The sequence below is a fragment of the Amycolatopsis sp. cmx-11-32 genome (assembly GCF_047608695.1).
In the GTDB taxonomy this organism is placed as follows: Bacteria; Actinomycetota; Actinomycetes; order Mycobacteriales; family Pseudonocardiaceae; genus Amycolatopsis.
Window position 1 is genome coordinate 1 of record NZ_JADNQN010000012.1, and the last position, 18,151, is coordinate 18,151.

14 protein-coding genes, 1 pseudogene and 1 riboswitch are annotated in these 18,151 nt (G+C 69.0%); of the genes and pseudogenes, 1 reads left to right on the forward strand and 14 read right to left on the reverse strand.

The genetic code is table 11. The annotated features are described in order from the left end of the window. The 10 genes and pseudogenes from ACM6LR_RS29620 to ACM6LR_RS29665 all read right to left on the reverse strand — a co-directional run. Nucleotides 1-190: pseudogene (locus ACM6LR_RS29620) on the reverse strand (lipoyl synthase); the annotation flags it as partial. Beyond that, complete coding sequence (gene glyA, locus ACM6LR_RS29625) at nt 187-1,470, reverse strand: serine hydroxymethyltransferase (protein WP_414944982.1); 1,284 nt, start codon at nt 1,468-1,470, stop codon at nt 187-189. The gene glyA and the pseudogene ACM6LR_RS29620, both read right to left, overlap by 4 nt. Before the next feature lies 1 nt (nt 1,471). After that, nucleotides 1,472-1,849, reverse strand: coding sequence for a glycine cleavage system protein GcvH (gcvH, locus tag ACM6LR_RS29630; protein ID WP_414942146.1), 378 nt, complete (start codon nt 1,847-1,849; stop codon nt 1,472-1,474). 16 nt (nt 1,850-1,865) lie between these two features. Continuing rightward, nucleotides 1,866-2,957, reverse strand: coding sequence for a glycine cleavage system aminomethyltransferase GcvT (gene gcvT / locus ACM6LR_RS29635; RefSeq protein ID WP_414942145.1), 1,092 nt, complete (start codon nt 2,955-2,957; stop codon nt 1,866-1,868). Nucleotides 2,958-2,965: 8 nt separating this feature from the next. Then, nucleotides 2,966-5,797, reverse strand: a complete 2,832-nt coding sequence (gcvP, locus tag ACM6LR_RS29640; protein WP_414944983.1) for an aminomethyl-transferring glycine dehydrogenase — start codon at nt 5,795-5,797, stop codon at nt 2,966-2,968. Between the two features lie 43 nt (nt 5,798-5,840). Continuing rightward, nucleotides 5,841-5,944, reverse strand: a riboswitch (glycine riboswitch). 391 nt (nt 5,945-6,335) lie between these two features. Then, on the reverse strand, nt 6,336-6,698 hold the full coding sequence (locus ACM6LR_RS29645) for a hypothetical protein (protein WP_414944984.1): 363 nt from the start codon (nt 6,696-6,698) through the stop codon (nt 6,336-6,338). Nucleotides 6,699-6,900: 202 nt separating this feature from the next. Continuing rightward, on the reverse strand, nt 6,901-7,668 hold the full coding sequence (locus tag ACM6LR_RS29650; protein ID WP_414942142.1) for a 3-oxoacyl-ACP reductase: 768 nt from the start codon (nt 7,666-7,668) through the stop codon (nt 6,901-6,903). Then, nucleotides 7,669-9,033, reverse strand: coding sequence for an aldehyde dehydrogenase family protein (locus tag ACM6LR_RS29655; RefSeq protein ID WP_414942141.1), 1,365 nt, complete (start codon nt 9,031-9,033; stop codon nt 7,669-7,671). Beyond that, a complete protein-coding gene (locus ACM6LR_RS29660) occupies nt 9,030-9,743 on the reverse strand; it encodes a gamma-glutamyl-gamma-aminobutyrate hydrolase family protein (protein ID WP_414942140.1) in 714 nt (237 codons plus the stop codon). Before ACM6LR_RS29660 ends, ACM6LR_RS29655 begins: the two co-directional genes overlap by 4 nt. Then, nucleotides 9,724-11,088, reverse strand: coding sequence for a glutamine synthetase family protein (locus ACM6LR_RS29665; protein ID WP_414942139.1), 1,365 nt, complete (start codon nt 11,086-11,088; stop codon nt 9,724-9,726). The genes ACM6LR_RS29660 and ACM6LR_RS29665 overlap by 20 nt, the downstream gene beginning before the upstream one ends. 227 nt (nt 11,089-11,315) lie before the next feature. Here ACM6LR_RS29665 and ACM6LR_RS29670 point away from each other — a divergent pair, with 227 nt between their 5' ends. Further along, on the forward strand, nt 11,316-11,840 hold the full coding sequence (locus tag ACM6LR_RS29670) for a general stress protein (RefSeq protein ID WP_414942138.1): 525 nt from the start codon (nt 11,316-11,318) through the stop codon (nt 11,838-11,840). Between the two features lie 69 nt (nt 11,841-11,909). Here ACM6LR_RS29670 and aspS read toward each other — a convergent pair whose 3' ends face one another. From aspS to ACM6LR_RS29690, 4 genes are all read right to left on the reverse strand, one after another. Next, complete coding sequence (gene aspS / locus ACM6LR_RS29675) at nt 11,910-13,163, reverse strand: aspartate--tRNA(Asn) ligase (RefSeq protein WP_414944985.1); 1,254 nt, start codon at nt 13,161-13,163, stop codon at nt 11,910-11,912. 324 nt (nt 13,164-13,487) lie between these two features. Then, complete coding sequence (locus ACM6LR_RS29680; protein WP_414942136.1) at nt 13,488-16,283, reverse strand: helix-turn-helix transcriptional regulator; 2,796 nt, start codon at nt 16,281-16,283, stop codon at nt 13,488-13,490. A gap of 289 nt (nt 16,284-16,572) precedes the next feature. Further along, complete coding sequence (locus ACM6LR_RS29685; RefSeq protein WP_414942135.1) at nt 16,573-17,802, reverse strand: DUF1700 domain-containing protein; 1,230 nt, start codon at nt 17,800-17,802, stop codon at nt 16,573-16,575. Continuing rightward, complete coding sequence (locus ACM6LR_RS29690) at nt 17,799-18,122, reverse strand: PadR family transcriptional regulator (protein ID WP_414942134.1); 324 nt, start codon at nt 18,120-18,122, stop codon at nt 17,799-17,801. Before ACM6LR_RS29690 ends, ACM6LR_RS29685 begins: the two co-directional genes overlap by 4 nt. Nucleotides 18,123-18,151 lie beyond the last annotated feature (29 nt).

Consider the following 18,151-nt stretch of genomic DNA (forward strand, 5'->3'; position numbering starts at 1 on the left):
AAATATTGGGACAACCAGCCTCCTCACACACAGTGTGAAGACCCTCACGCCTGACCAGGCCCTTAAGCTCGGTGAACTCCGGCCCCATCCGCGCACGCGTCTTGATCCACGAAGGCTTCTTCTCGATCGGGGTCTGCGCGTTGCGGACTTCGAGCCGGAGAAGTTTGCGCCCCTCGGGGAGCGCGCTCATCGGTTGAGGCCCTCGTACAGCGGGTGCTTCTTCGCCAGCAGTTCGACCCGGGCGGACAGCGACTGGCGCAGCGCCTCGTCGAAGTCCGGGCGCAGCGCCTCGGCGATGATGTCGCCGACCTCGGCGAAGTCCTCGGCACCGAAGCCACGGGTCGCCAGCGCCGGGGTGCCGATCCGCAGGCCCGAGGTGATCATCGGCGGCCGCGGATCGAACGGGACGGCGTTGCGGTTGACCGTGATGCCGACCGAGTGCAGCCGGTCCTCGGCCTGCTGACCGTCCAAAGTGGAGTTGACCAGATCAACGAGCACCAGGTGCACGTCGGTGCCACCGGTCAGCACCCGGACGCCCGCTTCGGCGCAGTCCGTCCGCGAAAGGCGGTCGGCCAGGATCTTCGCGCCTTCGAGCACACGCTGCTGGCGCTCGCGGAACTCCTCGCTCGCGGCGACCTTCAGCGCGACGGCCTTGGCGGCGATGACGTGCTCCAGCGGACCGCCCTGCTGGCCGGGGAACACCGCCGAGTTGATCTTCTTGGCGAGTTCCTGTCGGCACAGGATGATGCCGCCACGCGGGCCGCCGAGGGTCTTGTGCGTGGTCGTGGTGACGATGTCCGCGTGCGGCACCGGGCTCGGGTGCAGTCCGGCGGCGACGAGACCGGCGAAGTGCGCCATGTCGATCATGACCTTCGCGCCGACCTCGTCGGCGATGCGGCGGAACTCGGCGAAGTCGAGCTGACGCGGGTACGCCGACCAGCCGGCGATGATCAGCTTCGGCTTGTGTTCCTTGGCGAGACGCTCGATCTCCTCGACGTCGACGATCCCGGTCTCTTTGTCGACGTGGTAGGCGACGACGTTGTAGAGCTTGCCGGAAAAGTTGATCTTCATTCCGTGGGTCAGGTGCCCGCCGTGGGCGAGGTCGAGACCGAGGATGGTGTCACCGGGGTTGAGCACGGCGACCATGGCGGCGGCGTTGGCCTGCGCACCCGAGTGCGGCTGGACGTTGGCGTGCTCGGCGCCGAAGAGGGCCTTCGCGCGGTCGATCGCCAGCTGCTCGATGACGTCGACGTGCTCGCAACCACCGTAGTAGCGGCGGCCGGGGTAGCCCTCGGCGTACTTGTTGGTCAGCACGGAACCCTGCGCCTCGAGCACGCTAACCGGGGCGAAGTTCTCCGAAGCGATCATTTCCAGGGTCGACTGCTGCCGGTCGAGTTCGGCGGCGACGGCCGCGGCGACCTCGGGGTCCACTTCGGACAGGGCTGCGTTGAACAAAGAAGTGTCTCCCATTTCAGCTCTCCTGGGTGAGCACGGCGTAGGCCTGGGCATCGAGCAGGGCGGGCACGTCGCCGGACAGACGCACCTTCAGGAGCCATCCTTCGGCGTACGGGTCCGAGTTGATCAACTCGGGGGTGTCCGTTGTGGCCCCGTTCACCTCGACGACCTCGCCGTCCACAGGCGCGTACAGCTCGCTGACGGACTTGGTCGACTCGACCTCGCCGAACACCTCGCCGGCGGAGACGGTGTCACCGACCGAGGGAAGCTGGACGAACACGATGTCACCGAGCGACTCGGCGGCGAAGGCGGTGATGCCCACGGTGGCGACGCCGTCGACGACGTTCAGCCACTCGTGTTCCTTCGTGTACTTCAGGTCCTGGGGGATGCTCATGATGAGAAGGGGCCTTTCAGGCGCGAGAGTAGAAGGGCAGGGCGACGACCTCGACGGGCTCGACGCGGCCCCGGATGTCGACGGAAAGCTCGGTGCCGGGCTCGGAGTGCTCCCGGTCCACGTACGCCATGGCGATCGGGTAGCCCAGGGTCGGCGAGAGGGCACCGCTGGTGACCTCACCGATCTCGGTCTCGCCGGACAGGACTGTGTAGCCGTGGCGCGGGGCGCGGCGGCCGGAGCCCTTGAGCCCGACGCGCACGCGGCGAACGTCCTTTTTGGACAGTTCCTCCAGCGCGGCCTTGCCGACGAAGTCGCCGGGCTTCTCGAACTTGACGACACGGCCGAGACCGGCTTCGAACGGGCTCAACCGGAGGCTGAGTTCGTTGCCGTACAACGGCATTCCGGCTTCGAGGCGCAGTGTGTCACGACAGGCGAGACCCGCCGGGAGCAGGCCGTGCGGCTCCCCGGCCTCGGTGAGGATGCGCCAGACGGCGGGGGCCTCACCGGCCGGGACGTACAGCTCGAAGCCGTCCTCGCCGGTGTAACCGGTGCGGGCGAGCAGGACGTCGTGACCCTTCACGACGGCCGGGACGCTCGCGTAGTACTTGAGCGCGCCGAGGTCGGCGTCGGTGACGGCGCCCAGGATCTCGACGGCCTTCGGGCCCTGGACGGCGATCAGCGCGACGTCCTCGGACTTGTCGTCGACGACGGCGTCGAAGCCGGAAGCCCGCTCTGCCAGCGCTTCGGCGACGACGGAAGCGTTACCCGCGTTGGCAACGACCAGGAACTTCTCGTCGGCGAGGCGGTAGACGACCAGGTCGTCGAGTACGCCGCCTCCTGCATCGCAGATCATCGTGTAGCGCGCCCGGCCCGGCTTGACGCCGGACAGGTTGCCGACCAGCGCGAAGTCGAGGACCTCGGCGGCTTGCCCACCGGTCACCTCGATTTCGGCCATATGGGAGAGGTCGAACAGGCCCGCGGTCTCGCGGACCGCCTTGTGCTCCGCCAGTTCGCTGGAATAGCGGATCGGCATCGACCAGCCCGCGAAGTCGGTGAACAGCGCACCCAGTCCTTTGTGGACCCCGTGCAGGGACGTCTCTTTCGACATCAAGTGCCTCAGTTCTCGTAGGCGTTGAGCGGCGGGCAGGAGCAGACGAGGTTACGGTCCCCGCGCGCACCGTCGATGCGGCGCACCGGGGGCCAGTACTTGGCCTTGCGGTTCACCCCGGCGGGGTACACCGCGAGTTCGCGGTCGTACGGCAGGTCCCAATCGCCGACCAGGGTTTCCGCGGTGTGCGGAGCGTTGCGCAGCGGGCTGTTGTCCGCGGTCCAACGGCCCCGCGCGACGGCGTCGATCTCCGCGCGGATGGCGATCATCGCCTCGATGAAGCGGTCGATCTCGCCGAGGTCCTCGGATTCGGTCGGCTCGACCATCAGCGTGCCCGCGACCGGGAACGACATGGTCGGGGCGTGGAAGCCGTAGTCGATCAGGCGCTTCGCGACGTCGTCCACGGAAACGCCGGTCTCCTTGGTGAGTCCGCGCAGATCGAGGATGCACTCGTGCGCGACCAGGCCGTCCTGGCCGGTGTAGAGCACCGGATAGTGCTGGTTGAGGCGCTTGGCCACGTAGTTCGCGGCGAGAACGGCCGCGCTAGTCGCAAGTGTCAATCCAGCTGCGCCCATCATCCGGACGTACGCCCACGAGATCGGCAGAATCGACGCCGAGCCGTACGGGGCGGCGCTGATCGGGCCGACGCCGGTCGACGGACCGGCCTTCTCCAGCAGCGGGTGGTTCGGCAGGTACGGCGCGAGGTGCGCGCGCACCGCGACCGGGCCGACGCCGGGGCCGCCGCCACCGTGCGGGATGCAGAAGGTCTTGTGCAGGTTCAGGTGCGAGACGTCGCCGCCGAACTCGCCCGGCTTCGCCAGGCCCAGCAGGGCGTTGAGGTTCGCGCCGTCGACGTAGACCTGGCCGCCCGCGTCGTGGACGATCTTGGCCAGCTCGTCGATGCCGTGCTCGTAGACACCGTGTGTGGACGGATAGGTGACCATGATCGCGGAGAGCGTGTCGCGGTTGGCCTCGGCCTTGGCGCGCAGGTCTTCGAGGTCGACGTTGCCCTCGTCGGTGCACTTGACCACGACGACGCGCATCCCGGCCATGACCGCTGAGGCCGCGTTCGTGCCGTGCGCGGACGACGGGATCAGGCAGACCTCGCGTTCCTGCTGACCGTTCGCTTGGTGGTACGCGCGGATCGCGAGCAGTCCGGCGAGTTCGCCCTGGCTACCGGCGTTCGGCTGCAGCGACACCTTGTCGTAGCCGGTGACCTCGGCCAGCCAGCTCGACAGCTGCTCGACCAGGACGTGGTAGCCCTCGGCGTCCTCGACCGGGGCGAACGGGTGGATACCCGCGAACTCACGCCAGCTGATCGGCTCCATCTCGGTGGTGGCGTTGAGCTTCATCGTGCAGGAGCCGAGCGGGATCATGCCGCGGTCGAGCGCGTAGTCCAAGTCGGACAGGCTGCGCAGGTAGCGCAGCATCGCGGTCTCGGAGCGATGGGAGTGGAAGACCTCGTGGGTGAGGTACTCGCTCTCGCGGTGCAGGCCCGCGGGCAGCGCCTGGGCCTCGGTAGCCGCGGTGTCGATACCGAAGGCGTTGAGCACCTTGGCGATGATCGCGGGCGTGGTGACCTCGTCGACGGCGACGCGGACGTGGTCGGCGTCGACCGGGCCGAGGTTGATCCCGTTCTCGCGCGCGACCGCGACGACCGCTTCGGCCTGTCCGGGCATGCGGGCGAGGACGGTGTCGAAGAAGCCCTCGTGGACGACCTCGACGCCCCCGGCGCGCAGGGCGTCCGCCAGACCGCCGGCGAGTTCGTGGACGCGGGTCGCGATGCGCTTGAGGCCGTCCGGACCGTGGTAGACCGCGTACATCGCGGCGAGCACGGCGGGCAGGACCTGCGCGGTGCAGATGTTGGAGGTCGCCTTCTCGCGGCGGATGTGCTGCTCGCGGGTCTGGAGGGCGAGGCGGTACGCGAGGTTGCCGTCGGCGTCGACCGAGACACCGACGAGACGGCCCGGCAGCGAACGCTCGAGCCCGGCGCGGACGGCCATGTACCCGGCGTGCGGGCCGCCATAGCCGAGCGGGACGCCGAAGCGCTGGGTGGAACCGGCGGCGATGTCCGCGCCGAACTCACCTGGCGCGGTGACCAGCGTGAGGGCGAGCAGGTCGGCGGCGACGGTGTACAGCGCTCCGGCGGCCTTCGCGGTCTCGGAGATGGCGGAGTAGAAGCCCGCGCCGCGCAGCACGCCGGAAGCACCGGGGTACTGGACGACGACGCCGAAGAACTCCTCCGGCAGGCCGGTGAGCAGGTCGCGGACCTCGACCTCGATGCCCATCGCCTCGGCGCGGGTGCGCACGACCGCGATGGTCTGCGGCAGACACTCGGCGTCGAGGACGACCTTGTTCGTCTTGGACTTCGACACGCGGCGCATCAGCATGACGGCCTCGGCGACGGCGGTGGACTCGTCGAGCAGGGAGGCGTTCGCGGTGGCGAGACCGGCCAGCTCGGAAACCATGGTCTGGAAGTTGAGGAGGGCTTCGAGGCGGCCCTGCGAGATCTCCGGCTGGTAGGGCGTGTACGCCGTGTACCAGGCCGGGTTCTCCAGCACGTTGCGGCGGATGACCGCCGGGGTGACCGTGTCGTGGAAGCCGAGGCCGATCATCTGCGTCATCGGCTTGTTGAGCGCGGCAAGCGCGCGAAGCTCGGCGATGGCGCTCTCTTCGGACGCGGCGGGGGGAAGCTCGAGGTCACGGGTGATCCGGATCGCGGACGGCACGGCGGCCCGCATCAAGGCGTCGAGGCTGCCGTAGCCGACCTCGGCGAGCATCTTGGCCTGCTCGGACTCCGAGGGGCCGATGTGCCGGTCGCCGAAGGACGTACTGGTCAAGGGAGCTCCTTGGGTCAGGCGCCGGATAGACCGGTGCGCTGGGAACTCCCCCTCTGTCATGGCACCTGAGAGTTTCACCGCCCGTGAGGGGACGGCTTTCACCTTGGGTGAGGCGCACTTGCGCGCCTGCTTTCCAGAGTGGCCTCGCGGAAGCGGTAGTGGGTACCTGAGAGATTCCGGGGAGTTTGCTCCTTCGGTGCCCCACCACCTTCGTGGGGGCTCTCCCGCTCCAGCTCAACGGCCCTGTCTGCAGTTGTGCGCACACCGTACCTGGCGCGTTCGACGCGCGTCTACTTCTGGCCGGACACGTCACTTCCCCCGTTCGGCCGGACACCCGTCGTGCCCGGCCGCCGGGTCGTGGCTAGGCGGCGTCTCTCAAAGCGCGCTTTCGGATTTCCGCAGCCGGGCCCCGGCATCCGCTGGTCACCCACTCAGCCAGATCAGCGGCCCACCTCCGCAAAACCGAGGCCTCCGGCCGACAAGAAACGCGCGCGCCTGTCCTCACCCAACCTGCCAACCTCAGTTCGGGAGACACGCTCTAGGCGGTCTCCATCATCATTTCGGCGGTGATGGTGCCGCAGAGCTCGGCGCAGCGCGTCATCATGCCGGCGGCTTCGGCGAGTTCCGGGTCGCCGGTCTTGGCGCACTCCTGGGCGCACATGCGCATCATCTGGGAGGCGAGGCCGCACGTCTTCGCGCACATGCGCATCATTTCGAGGTCGGCGATCATGGCCGAACAGCGCATCATCATGTCGGCGCTCATGCGGGACATGTCGGCGCAGGTCACCATCATCATCCCGAGCTTGGCGCCGCCGACCTCCATGCAGCGCGTCATCATCTCCTCGCACCTGACGTGGCACTCGCTGCACAGGTCGATGCAGTCGCGCATGGCGGTGCTCATCTGCCGGGTCATCCTGGGGGCCTCCGCGCTTCTCGGATCGCGAAACCAGGCGGCTCCGCGTCCCAGAACTACCGCGCAGGTCAAGGGTATGCCATCCCAGCCACCGGGACGAGTGACGGCGGCAGGGAGTGAACAGGTCCGTGAAGGCCTCCTTGAGGGACTCTGGGTCCCTCAAGGAGGCCTTCACGGACCTGGGCAAACCTCACAGGGGGGTGACGTAGGCCCCCGCGATGCCGCCGTCCACCAGGAACTGCGAAGCCGTGATGAACGAAGCGTCGTCACTCGCCAGGAACGCGACCGCGCCCGCGATCTCCTCCGGCTCCGCGAACCGGCCGACCGGAACGTGCACCAGCCGCCGCGCGGCCCGCTCGGGGTCCTTCGCGAACAGTTCCTTCAGCAGCGGCGTGTTCACCGGCCCCGGGCACAGCGCGTTGACCCGGATGTTCTCCCGCGCGAACTGCACGCCCAGTTCCCGGCTCATCGCCAGTACCCCGCCCTTGGACGCGGTGTAGGAGATCTGCGACGTCGCCGCGCCCATCACGGCGACGAACGACGCGGTGTTGATGATCGAGCCCTTCCCCCGCCGCTGCATATGCGGCAGCACCGCCTTGCAGCACAGGTACACCGAGGTCAGGTTGACCTTCTGCACCTTCTCCCACGCGTCGATGCCCGTGGTGAGGATCGAGTCGTCCTCGGGCGGGGAGATGCCGGCGTTGTTGAACGCGACGTCGACCGAGCCGAAGGTGTCCACGGTGGTCTGGAACAGGGCCTCGACCTGCTCGGCGTCGGTGACGTCGGCCTGCACGAACAGGCCGCCGACCTCGCCGGCCGCGGCCTTGCCCGCCTCGGCGGAGATGTCGGCGATGACGACCTTCGCGCCCTCGCTCGCCAGCCGCCGAGCGGTGGCAAGACCGATGCCGCTGCTGCCGCCGGTGATGACCGCGACGCGGCCCTCGAAACGCTGCACCATCTAGTCCTCCGTGCTGATGAATACATTCTTGGTCTCGGTGAAGGCGTCGACAGCGTCCGGCCCGAGCTCGCGGCCCAGCCCGGACTGCTTGAACCCGCCGAACGGCGTCCAGTAGCGCACGGACGAGTGCGAGTTCACCGACAGGTTCCCGGCCTCGACACCGCGCGCGACGCGGAAGGCGCGGCCGACGTCACGCGTCCAGATCGAGCCGGACAGGCCGTACTCGGTGTCGTTGGCCATGGTCACCGCGTCCGCCTCCCCGGCGAACGGGATCACCGCGACGACCGGGCCGAAGATCTCGTCCGAGGCCAGCGGATGCCGCAGGTCGGGCGGGGTGACGACGGTCGGCGGGAACCAGTACCCGGGTCCGACGGGAGCGTTGCCCCGGAAGGCGACCGGCGCGGCGTCGTCCACATAGGACGACACCTTCGCGTGGTGCCCGGCCGAGATCAGCGGTCCCATCTCGGTCACCTCCAGGCGAGGATCCCCGACGACGACGCCGTTCACGGCGGGTTCCAGCAGTTCCATGAACCGGTCGTACACGTTCGCCTGCACCAGGATCAGGGATCGCGCGCAGCAGTCCTGCCCGGCGTTGTCGAACACGCCGTACGGCGCCGTGGCCGCGGCCTTCTCCAGGTCGGCGTCGGCGAACACGATGTTCGCGTTCTTGCCGCCGAGTTCCAGCGTCACCCGCTTCACCCGCGCGGCGCAGCCGGCCATGATCTGCTTGCCAACCGCGGTGGAGCCGGTGAACACCACCTTCCGCACCGCCGGGTGGTCCACGAACCGTTGTCCCACCACGGACCCCTTGCCGGGGAGCACCTGGAAGACGTCCTCGGGGATACCCGCCTCGCGGGCGAGCTCACCGAGGCGGATCGCGGTCAGCGGGGTGAGTTCGGCGGGCTTGAGCACGACGGTGTTCCCGGCGGCGAGCGCGGGCGCGAAACCCCAGCCCGCGATGGGCATCGGGAAGTTCCACGGCACGATCACCCCGACCACGCCGAGCGGCTCGTGGAACGTCATGTTCACCCCGCCGGGCACCGGGATCTGCTTGCCGCTCAAGCGTTCCGGTGACGCCGAGTAGTACGTCAGCACGTCGCGGACGTTGCCTGCCTCCCAGCGCGCGTTGCCGATCGTGTGGCCCGCGTTGACGACCTCCAGCTGGGCGAGGTTCTCGATATCGGCGTCGACGGCGTCGGCGAAGCGGCGCAACAGCCGCGCCCGGTCGCCGGGGGCCACCGCCCGCCAGGCGGGGAACGCCGCCTGTGCGCGGGCGATCGCCGCGTCGGTCTCCTCGGCCGAGGTCAGGCCAACCGACCTCACCACCTCTTCGGTGGCGGGGTTGATCACCTCGAACGTGGTCATGCCCGCTCCTTCGCAGCTGTCACCAATGCCTCGAAAAGCCTGATGTCGTCGGGATTCTGTTCGGGATGCCATTGGACGCCGAGCACGAACCCGTCGCCGGGCAGTTCCGCCGCCTCGATGGTCCCGTCGGCGGCCCAGCCGACCGGCACCAGCCCGTCACCGAGCTGGTCGATGGCCTGGTGGTGATAACACGGCACCTTGGTCTCGGTGCCGAGGATCGACGCGGCCCGGCTGCCCTCGGCAAGGGTCACCGTAGTGGTGCCGAAGGTCGCGGGCGCGGGCTGGTGATCCGCACTGTCCAAAGTGTCCGGAAGATGCTGGGCGAGCGTCCCGCCGAGCGCGACGCTGAGCACCTGCAGCCCCCGGCACACGCCGAGCACCGGTTTGCCACTGTCCAAAGCGGACCGCAGCAGGCCGAATTCGAACGCGTCCCGGTTCGGCCGGACGTAGGTCGTCGGACGCTGCTCCTGGCCGTAGCGCGCCGGTTCGATGTCGGCGCCGCCGACCAGCACGAGACCGTCCACAGCGGACACCAGCCTGTCGTGCGCGTCGCTCACCGGCGGCAGCAGCACCGGGATCCCGCCCGCCGCGGCGACGCCGTCCACGTACACACGGTGCAGCAAGGCCGCTTCGGTCTCCCACACCAGGAACTTCGCGGGCTCCAGGTAGCAGGTGAGCCCGATCAAGGGCTCAGAGACGTTCGAAGCCACGGATCCTCTCCCAGTCGGTGACGGCGGCGTCGTACGCGGTGAGTTCGACCTTCGCCGCGTTGAGGTAGTGGTCGACGACCTCGTCCCCGAACGCGGACCTGGCGAGTTCGCTCTGGTCGAGCAGCGCCGCGGCCTCCCGCAACGTCGTCGGCACGGTCGGCTTGTCGGAGCCATAGGCGTTGCCCTGGAACTCCGGCTCCAGCTTGAGTTCGTTCTCGATACCGTGCAACCCGGCGGCGATCAGCGCGGACACCGCGAGATACGGGTTCACGTCGCCGCCGGGAACCCGGTTCTCGGTGCGGAGCGAGTCCCCGTGCCCGACGACGCGGAGCGCGCACGTGCGGTTGTCGGTGCCCCACGCGACCGCCGTCGGCGCGAAGCTGCCGGGGACGAAGCGCTTGTAGGAGTTGATGTTCGGCGCGAGGAAATAGGTCAACTCCCGTAGTCCGGCGAGCTGACCGGCGAGGAAGTGCTCCATCAGCGGCGAGAACCCGCCGGGGCCGTCGCCGGCCAGCACGGCCTCACCCGCGGTGGAGCGCAGGCTGAGGTGGATGTGGCAGGAGTTGCCCTCACGTTCGTCGTACTTCGCCATGAACGTGAGGCTCTTGCCCTCCTGCGCGGCGATCTCCTTGGACCCGGTCTTGTAGACGCTGTGGTTGTCGCAGGTGACCAGGGCCTCGGCGTAGCGGAACGCGATCTCGTGCTGGCCGGGGTTGCACTCGCCCTTGGCCGATTCGACGTACAGCCCGGCGCCGCTCATGTCGTTGCGGATCCGGCGCAGCAGCGGTTCGATCCGCGAGGTGCCGAGCATCGAGTAGTCGACGTTGTACTGGTTGGCCGGGCGAAGGCCCTGGTAGCGCTTGTCCCAGGCCGACTCGAAGGTGTCGTCGAAGACGATGAACTCCAGTTCGGTGCCAACGTACGCGCCGAGATCCTGCGCGGCCAGCCGGTCGAGTTGCCCGCGCAGGATCTGCCGGGGCGAGGGGGCCACGGCACCGCCTTGCACCCGTTCGAGGTCGGCGAGGACGAGCGCGGTGCCCTCCTGCCACGGGAGCAGGCGCAGCGTCTCGAAGTCCGGGCGCATGACGAAGTCGCCGTAGCCGGTCTCCCAGGACGACATCTCGTAGCCGTCGACGGTGTTCATGTCGACGTCGACCGCGAGCAGGTAGTTGCACGCTTCGGTGGCGTGCTCGACGACCTCGTTGAGGAAGTATTCGGCGGCGCAGCGTTTGCCCTGCAGCCTGCCCTGCATGTCGGTGATGGCCACCAGCACCGTGTCGACGGTGCCGTCCTCGACCAGTTCCCGGAGCCGGTCCAGTGTGAGCATGCCGCGCCTGTTCGCCATCAGCCTCACCTAAAGGTTCGAAGCGGTACCTTTGCGGCTTCTTCCTACCGGGTCAGGCCAACCCGGTCAACTTAGCCAATGGTCTTATTCGTTACCCATTGCGGACTGTAGTTGATCCCTGGGCGGATTGTCTGCGATGCCCGGCTGAGAAGATGCTGTGAATCCCGCCGGACGGGAGGAGATCCGTACCTCCGGAACGTTGTACGGATCAAGAGAGGTGAGAAGGAATGACACAGGCATTCACGCAGCAGACCACGTTCACCGAGCCCCAGGGGCGGGCTCAGCTCCCGACGCTGCCCAGCGGGTGGCCGATCGGCTCCTACGAGTCGTACTCCGATGCGCAGCGTGCGGTCGACCACCTCGCTGGAACCGACTTCCCGATCACGGACGTCACCATCGTCGGTGTCGAACCGATCCTGGTCGAGCGGATCGCCGGGCGGATGGGCTGGCGCAAGGTGCTGACCAGCGCGGCGCTGTCGGGCGCCATATTCGGTATGTTCCTCGGTCTCGTGCTGAGCCTGCTGAACCCGGGCGCCGGACTGGTGCCGATCTTCGTCGGTCTCGTCGGCGGTATCGGGTTCAACCTGTTGTTCGGCGCGCTGGGGTACGCGGCTTCGAAGAACAAGCGCGGGTTCATCTCGCAGAGCCAGCTGGTCGCCCGGCGTTACGACGTCCTGGCCCAGCCGCGCAACGCCGAGAAGGGCCGCGCCCTGCTGGCCGACCTGGCCGCCAGGAGCGCGTTCCTCCACTGAGCCGATCCCCACACGCCTGATCCCAAGCGACTCGGCACTTCCCCTGCGGAGGTGCCGAGTCGCGGCATCCTACGGGGTCAGGCGGTGCGAGTCCCGCGGGAAGAGCGCCGCCTGGCGCACGTTGGGCAGCCCGAGCAGCCGGGCCGTCCAGCGTTCGAGACCGAGCGCGAACCCGCCGTGCGGCGGCATGCCGTGTGCGAACACGCCCAGGTAGTCCCGGTACGGCTCGGCGGATTCACCCCGTGCCGCCAGCGCGGCGACGTAGGCGGCGTGCCGATGCAGCCGCTGGCCTCCGGTCACCAGTTCCAGCCCGCGGAAGAGCAGGTCGAAACTGCGGGAGTACGCGGGCCGCTCCGGGTCCGGATGCGTGTAGAACGGCCGCTTCGCCATTGGATAGCCGGTGACGAAGAGGAACTCCGAGCCGTGCGTGCGCAGCGCCCAGTCCGAAAGCAGCCGTTCGTGCGCGGGCGCGAGGTCCGGCTCCCCGCGCGGGTCCTCGCCGGAGAGCCGGGCGATCAGCTCCTGGGCGTCCGCGAAGTGGATCTCCGGAATCTTTTCGGGCACCACGACTCCGGTCTCCGGGACGGCGGCGGCCATGCCCGCGATGGCCTCTCGCAGTACCGTCATCACGTCGTGATGGTCGTCGATGAAGCCGAGTTCGGCGTCGAGGCTCGTGTACTGCGCGAGATGACGAGCCGTGTCGTGCGGTTCGGCGCGGAAGACCGGGCCGACCTCGTAGACCCGCTCGAACACCCCGACCAGCGCCTGTTTGTAGAACTGCGGGGACTGCGCCAAGAACGCCCGCTTGCCGAAGTAGTCGATGCCGAAGACGTTCGCCCCGGATTCCGTGGCCGACGAGACGATCTTGGGCGTATGGGTTTCGGTGAACCCGAGCCCGTCCAGCGCCGACCGGAATCCGGCGACGCTCGCCGCCGCGATCGTGAACACCTCCTTCAGCCGCGGATGCCGCAACGCGAGCGCGGCGTTGTCCAGCACCGTCGGCAACGCCGCGCTCAAGGACGGCCGGTAGAGGTCGAACGGCGGTGGTTCGGCGGGTTCGGAGAGCAGCCCGATCGACGGCTCGGTCACTTCGAGCCCGCCGGGCGCCTGCGGGTTCGCGGTGACGAGGCCTTCGACCTCGACCACGGTCTCCTCGGGTGGGCCACCGGATCCGGCGGCGACGACCTGCGCGAGCCCGGAACGGTCCCGGACCACGACGAAGGTGACGGATTTCAGCTGACGCCGTCGGTGCACCCAACCGGCTATTCGCACACGTTCGCCGACATGCCGGGGCAGGTCGGCGACGAGAACACGCGAGATCATCACAACTCCTGTACGGATATGCGCGACCCCTTGGGAGTGCGGGCGAGAAGGGAACTCGCGGTACCACCGCACTTTCGCCGCCACCCGGGACGAGCGGCGGCCTCGAAGGCCCGTGACGGGGGCCGAACGGCGGGGCATGGGGCGCGGACGCCGTTCCTCCCCGCACTCGGGAGGGTCTTCACCACGGGGCGCGAGGCCGCCTTCCCAGCTACCGGCGGCTCTCTGGGTCTCGCGTGTTTCCCGGGCTACTCGTCTCCGTCAGCGCGTTGCCCCGGAGGTTATGCCTTCCGGGGGCGCCCTCGCATCCGTGTTTCGGCGAAGACCTCACGAAGGTGTCCGGCCCAGCTCCCACCGTCCGGTGATGCCGAGTTTCGTGTAGATCCGCCCGAGGTGCTTCTCGACCGTCTTCGGGGTGACGAACAGCTCCTGCGCGATCTCCCGGTTCGCCCGCCCCGACGCCATCAGATCCGCGACCCGGCGTTCGCTCGCGGTCAGGGAGAACGGACCGGCGACGAGCGTCCGCCGGGGCCGGTCCCCCAGGGCTTCCAGCGCTTGCGCCGCGCGGGTGCGGAGGACGACCGAGCCGCATTCGGTGGCCAGTTCGATGCCGCGGGTGAGCGGAGTGCGCGCGTCGGTGCATCGCCGCGCGACCCGCATCGCCTCACCTAGGTCGACCAGCGAACGCGCGAGCTGCAGCCGGGCAGGCGACGTCTCCAGCACCCCGACCGACTCGGTCAGCAGATCCAGCCGCCGGTCGCCGTCGGCGTGCGCGAGCAACCGCAGCGCGACCCCGATCTCCGTCGCGGTCCCCCATTTCCGCGCGATGACCACCTGCTCGTTGGCCAGTTCGATGGCGTGGCCGGATTCGCCGAGCAGCATCGCGGCCCGTACCGCCGGGACCCGCCACGGAATGGTCGGCGGGTCGACCCCGGCCGCGGCCAGCTCGTCACGCTGCAGGAACGCCTGTGTCCTGGCGAGCACGGGATTCCCGACGGCGAGCGCGATCAGCGCGCGCGGCTCGTGCAGCCACGTCGTCGGCATCATGCGCGGGCCGTCGCCGTGGTCGGCGTCGAATCGCGCCAACACCTCGGCGGCGGCTTCGAGGTCGCCGCGTTCCAGCGCGGCGTAGGCGAGGAAATGGGTCGACGTCGCCCGGAGCGCGATCACCTGGGGCACCGGTTCCTCGGCCACGATGGCGGCGAGCGAGCCTTCGGCTTCGGCCTCCATGAGACTCACGTTGCCGAGCCGCCAGTCAAGGAACAGCGCGGCGTTGGCGACCGTCGCGAATTCGACGGGGCAGCCGTGCGCCCGTACCCGCCGCCGTGCCCGCTCGATCTCCCGCCGCGCCTCGTCGACGCCGTCGGCCGAGATCAGCGCGAGCATCGCCACCACCCAGCCGACCATCGCGTCGAGACTCCCGGTGGCGTCTTCGAAGTAGGCGCCGTTGGCCAGCGCGCGGCAGGCGGTCGCGGCGACCTCGTCCGCGGGCCGGACCTCGTACCTGCCCATCTGCGCGAGCAGGCCGAGCAAGGTGCGCTCGTCGGGCGTGACCCCGCTCAGCCCCGCGTACGCGCTCAGGTGGTCGGACGCCGTCCGGCGGTGGTGCGGCAGGAACGAGCGGATCACCGCGAGCCGCGCTTCGAGATGCATCCTGCCGGGGTCGCGCGGCCCGCCGGGGCGGGCGGCGATCGCCTCCCGGAGTTCCGCGACCGCGTCTTCGGGACCTTCGACGACGGCTGTGGCCGACGCGGCGGCGGCGGCGAGTTCGGCATCGGGGACACCGTCCGCCGCCACCAGAAGTTGTTGCCGCGCTTCGGCGGCCTCGCCGGTGCGGAGCAGCGCGCGGCCGAGTTCGGCCCGCAGCGCGGCGTCGTCCGGAGTCTCGTCCACGGCCCGGCGCAGATGCGCGGCGGCCGTCTCCGGGTCGCCTGCCGCGAGGAGCGCGATCGCGGCCTCGCGCAGGATGCCCGCCGCGTCCGGCAACGCGCCCTTCGGGGCCTGGACGAGGTGAGCGGCGACCCGGCCCGCCGGCGCCTTCGCCGCCCGCAACGCCTTCGCGGCGTCCGTATGCAGTGCCGCGCGGGCGATCGTGCCGAGATCCGTGAGGACGGCCTCCCGCACGACAGGGTGGACGAAGACGAGGTGATCGCCGTCGCCGGTCAGGACGTGGGCCGAGGTCAGCGCCTCGACCGCGGCCGAAAGCCTGGCGGCGTCCAGTTTCGCCAGTGCCCCGGCCCGCCGCGGATCGCCGCCGGGCCCCAGTATCGCGATCGCGCCTGCCAGTGCGACGGCTTCGAAGGGCAGTCTGCCCAGGACGGCCTGGAAAACCGTGCTGGGCCCCAGCCTTCCGACGTGATCCGCCGTCGCGTCGAGGTCCAGCGGCAACCCGAGCACGTCGAGTTCGTCGACGAGAACGCCTGCCAGGAAAGGGTTTCCGCCACTGGCCGCGTGCAGCGAGACGACAACGGCCCAGGCTGGACGGACCCCGCGGGCGGTGACGAGTTCGGCCAGCGCTTCGAGTGAGAGCGGCTTCGGCGACACACGCTCCGCCTGCCGCGAGACACTCAAACGCGCCAGTGGCCCGGTGTTCTCCGCGGGCGGGCGGGTGGCGACGACCACCGTGATCGGCAGGTCGGCGATGCGCCTGGAGAGGTAGACCAGGAACCGCAGCGACGAGTGGTCGGCCCAGTGCGCGTCGTCGACCGTGATCAGCAGCGGTCTGCTGGACGAGAAGTCGACCGTGGCCCACCAGAGCGCGTGCAAGGTCCTTGCCAGCTCAGCCTCGCTCGGATCGTCGAGCGCGCGGAGCACCGCGCCGGAAGGGCCGTCGAGGATCTTCTCGCGATTTTCCCCGCTGTAGCGGGAAAGCGACCGTTCGATCAGCTGGCGGACGACGCCCCAGGCCATCGCGCTTTCGAGCGCGTCACCGACCGACCGCAGCCTGCCGAATCCTCGCGCCTTCGCCAGCGCCCGTGCCTCCCGTACCAGCCGGGTCTTCCCGATGCCGGCGAGGCCTTCGATGACCACGACCCGGCCCTCGCCCGCCAGCGCGGAATCGAGTGCCGCTTCGATCCTTTCGAGTTCGCGATCCCGTTCAAGGATCGGCTCGCCGCCATTCATCCGATGAGACGCTCGATCCGGGCGGGATCGCGTCGCCGTACTCCCGTGACCAAGTGGCGCATTCGAGAATGGTAGCGGTCACGGGGCGGCGCGAAAGGGCTCCAATGGGTCACATTCCGCTGGGTTTCCCCGCGTGAGCCGGTTCCGCGCGCTCCGGAATGTCCGATGATCCGGTTGTCCGGAGTCGTGACTCGCTCGGTCCCGGTGAGGAATGCACGCAGTACGGTGTTACGCGGCAGGATGAAAAGGGGTGGAGGCTGCCCCCGACGACCGCCTCCACCCCGGCCACCTAGCGCGTCGGCTGGGTGGAGCTTGACGGCGGCGGGACGGACGAAGAAGGCGGTATCGGCGCGCCCTTCGGGATCGCCGCGCTGAACGGGACTTCGGTCCGCTCTTGGCAATAGGAGCGGTTTCCGTTGTAGCCGTTGAGGTTTCCGTCGTAGTCCTGGACGCCCCGATCGAGCCGCGGACGCGGGTAGCGGTTGTCGTCGCCGATCTTCCGCTTCTCGCCCGTGCTCTTCTCACAGGCGTAGCGGGTCGTGCTGAGCGGACGGCCGTCCTCGTCGTAGAGGTAGATCTCGGTCAGCGGCTTGCCCTCGCCGTCGAACGCGTAGATGTTCTCCACGTCCTGGCTGCCGTACATCAGGAGCGGATTGCCGTAGCTGTAGTTGCCGTTGTAGGTCGGCGTGTTGCCGTCGTTGTACGAATCGCCTCCGTAGGACCGCTTTGCGATCAAATCGACCGCCGCGCCCGCCCCACCGAGCATGCTGCCGATGACGAACGCCGAGATCGGCACCGCCAGCCACAGCAGCCGCCGGTCGCCCTTCAGCTTCTGGCCAGCCCAGACCACCGCGGCGGCCGCCAGCAGCAAAAACGGCAGCAGCAGCACGGCCTCGGTGTCACGGAGCACGAGCAGCAGGCCGAACACGACCAGCACCGCCGCGCACAGGACCCACCACGCCGGCTTGAGCGAGCGGAAGTAGTTCAGTCCCTTGCTGTTCCGGTTGGCCTGGAACGACGTCGCGATCTCGCGGAGTTTGACCACCTCGGGCAGTTCCGCGATCGGGGCGACGCCGCGCCGGACCACGTAGACGACGCTGATCGCGAATACGGGCGCGACGAAAAGCAGGCTCAGCAACGGTTCCACCCGGATCAACACCGCGGCCGCGAAGCCGAACAACGCGAAACCACCGACCGAGAACACCAGGCCCCAGAACGCGAACCGCGCTCCGCCGATCCCGGTTTTCCCCTTCAGCACGGCGGTCTTGTCTCCCGCGTCGGCCGGACGCGGCGGATAGCCGCCGGACGCCCGCAGTTCGGCGGCATAGCTCTCGGGGCTGCCCAAACGCTCGATCAAGGCGTCGACCTTGGGGTTCTCCCCCAGTTCCGCCTCCATTTCGGCGAGATGGGGCCGGACGTCTTCGAGGATCTCCTCGACTTCGCTCTCGGGAAGGTCGGCGAGCGCGCTCCTGACCCTCGCCAGATACACCCGCACGGCGGTCGGATTCTGCGTGCTCATGCTGCCTCTCCCAACAGGCTGTTCATTGTCGTGGCGAAAGTCCGCCAGGTCTGCCCCGACTCTTCGAGACGCTGGCGGCCCAGATCGTTGAGGCTGTAGTACTTCCGGTGCGGGCCTTCTTCGCTCGGCACCACGTACGACGTCAGCAGGCCTGCTTTGTACAGCCGCCGAAGCGTCCCGTACACCGAGGCGTCGCCCACTTCCTGCAACCCCGCGACCCGGAGTCTTCGAAGCACGTCGTAGCCGTAGCCGTCTTCTCCTCGAAGCACCGCGAGAACGGCGAGGTCCAGCACGCCTTTGAGTAGCTGACTGATCTCCACAGTCGCGTCCTTCCCAGTCTTACGCGACA